Below are 2380 nucleotides of genomic sequence, written 5' to 3'. Positions count from 1 at the left end.
CCCCCCCCCCCCCCCCCCCCCCCCCCCCCCCCCCCCCCCCCCCCCCCCCCCCCCCCCCCCCCCCCCCCCCCCCCCCCCCCCCCCCCCCCCCCCCCCACGACCGCGCCGAAGTGGCCACTTGGGCGCGGACGGTCACGGGTGGCCCAGGCGCTGCGCCAGGGTGCGCAGCAGCTGCTGGGCGGCCTCGGCGATCACCGTGCCGGGCGGGAAGACCGCGGCCGCGCCCATCTCCTGCAGCGTCGGGACGTCGTCGGGCGGGATCACCCCGCCGACCACGATCAGCACGTCGTCGGCGCCCAGCTCGGCGAGGGCGTCGCGCAGCGCGGGCACCAGGGTGAGGTGCCCGGCGGCCAGCGAGGAGACGCCGACGACGTGCACGTCGGCCTCCACCGCCTGCCGGGCGACCTCGTCCGGGGTCTGGAACAGCGGGCCGACGTCGACGTCGAACCCGAGGTCGGCGAAGGCGGTCGCGATCACCTTCTGCCCGCGGTCGTGGCCGTCCTGGCCCATCTTGGCCACCAGGATCCGCGGCCGGCGCCCCTCGGCCTCGGCGAACCGGTCGGTCAGCGCGCGGGTCTCCTCGACGGCGCCCGAGGCGCCGGCTTCGTCGCGGTACACACCGGAGATGGTGCGCACCTGGCCGGCGTGCCGCCCGTACACCGCCTCCAGCGCGTCGGAGATCTCCCCCACGGTCGCCCGCGCCCGGGCCGCGTCGACGGACAGCGCCAGCAGGTTCTGCCCCAGCCCGGGCTCCCGCCGGCCCTCGGCCGCGGCGCGCGCGGCGTCGGTCAGCCGGGCCAGCGCCTCCCGGGTAGCGCCCTCGTCCCGGGTGGCCCGCAGCTCGGCGAGCTTCGCCCGCTGCTGGGCCAGCACGTCGGCGTTGTCGACCCGCAGCACATCGACCGCCTCGTCGGCGTCGACCCGGTACCTGTTCACCCCGATCACCGGCTGGCGGCCGGCGTCGATCCGCGCCTGGGTGCGGGCCGCGGCCTCCTCGATCCGCAGCTTCGGGATGCCGTCGTCGATCGCCTGCGCCATGCCGCCGTGCGCGGCCACCTCCGCGATGTGCGCCCACGCGCGGCGGGCCAGGTCGGCGGTGAGCTTCTCCACGTACGCCGAGCCGCCCCACGGGTCGATCACCCGCGTCGTCCCCGCCTCCTGCTGGAGCAGCAGCTGGGTGTTGCGGGCGATCCGGGCGGAGGCGTCGGTGGGCAGCGCCAGCGCCTCGTCGAGGGCGTTGGTGTGCAGCGACTGGGTGTGCCCCTGGGTGGCGGCCATCGCCTCCAGGCAGGTGCGGACGACGTTGTTGTAGACGTCCTGCGCGGTCAGCGACCAGCCCGACGTCTGCGAGTGCGCGCGCAGCGACATCGACTTCGGCTGCTGCGCGCCGGCCTCGCGCACCAGCCGGGCCCACAGCAGCCGCCCGGCCCGCAGCTTCGCGACCTCCATGAAGAAGTTCATGCCGATGCCCCAGAAGAAGCTCAGCCGGGGGGCGAAGACGTCGACGTCCAGGCCTGCGGCCGTGCCCGCGTTCAGGTACTCGACGCCGTCGGCCAGCGTGTAGGCCAGCTCCAGGTCGGCCGTCGCCCCGGCCTCCTGGATGTGGTAGCCGGAGATGGAGATCGAGTTGAACCGCGGCATCCGCTGGGAGGTGAAGGCGAAGATGTCGCTGATGATCTGCATCGACGGCTTCGGCGGGTAGATGTAGGTGTTGCGGACCATGAACTCCTTGAGGATGTCGTTCTGGATCGTCCCCGTGAGCTGGTCCGGGCTCACCCCCTGCTCCTCCGCGGCGACGACGTAGAGCGCCAGCACCGGCAGCACCGCGCCGTTCATCGTCATCGACACGCTCATCCGGTCCAGCGGGATGCCGTCGAACAACTGCCGCATGTCCAGGATCGAGTCGATCGCCACCCCGGCCATGCCGACGTCGCCGACCACGCGCGGGTGGTCGGAGTCGTAGCCGCGGTGGGTGGGCAGGTCGAAGGCGACGCTCAGCCCCTTCTGGCCGGCGGCCAGGTTGCGCCGGTAGAAGGCGTTGGACGCCGCGGCCGTGGAGAAGCCGGCGTACTGCCGGATGGTCCACGGCTGCGTGGTGTACATCGTCGGGTAGGGCCCGCGCAGGTAGGGCGCGATGCCCGGGTAGGTGGCCAGCGAGTCGAGCCCGGCGAGGTCGGCCGGGGTGTACAGCGGCGGGACGGCGATCCCCTCCGGGGTCTGCCAGGCCGCCTCGGCCGGGGTGCGCCCGGTCGCCTCCTCGAACGCCGCGGCCCAGTCCTCGGCCGTCGCCGCCGTCGCCGGCCGGCCCAGCTCCAGGCTCCCGAAGTCGGGGATCCCGCTCATCGCTGCCCTCCGTCGGCGCCGAAGTGGCCACTTCGGC

The 2380-nt window shown here is 74.8% G+C and carries 1 protein-coding gene; it reads right to left on the bottom strand.

Going from position 1 to position 2380, the window contains the following annotated elements:
• Positions 1-132: 132 nt before the first annotated feature.
• A complete protein-coding gene (scpA, locus tag ACI79U_RS21390; RefSeq protein ID WP_457072397.1) occupies positions 133-2343 on the bottom strand; it encodes a methylmalonyl-CoA mutase in 2211 nt (736 codons plus the stop codon).
• Positions 2344-2380 lie beyond the last annotated feature (37 nt).

The organism is Modestobacter sp. SYSU DS0904 (genome assembly GCF_054051115.1).
The sequence above is the reverse complement of the archived record's forward strand: the minus strand, read 5'-3'. Positions and strand labels throughout refer to the sequence as shown.

What these genes read in the sequence shown, in the direction of transcription:
- scpA (WP_457072397.1), bottom strand. Translation starts at nt 2,343, where the DNA reads ATGAGCGGGATCCCCGACTTCGGGAGCCTGGAGCTGGGCCGGCCGGCG.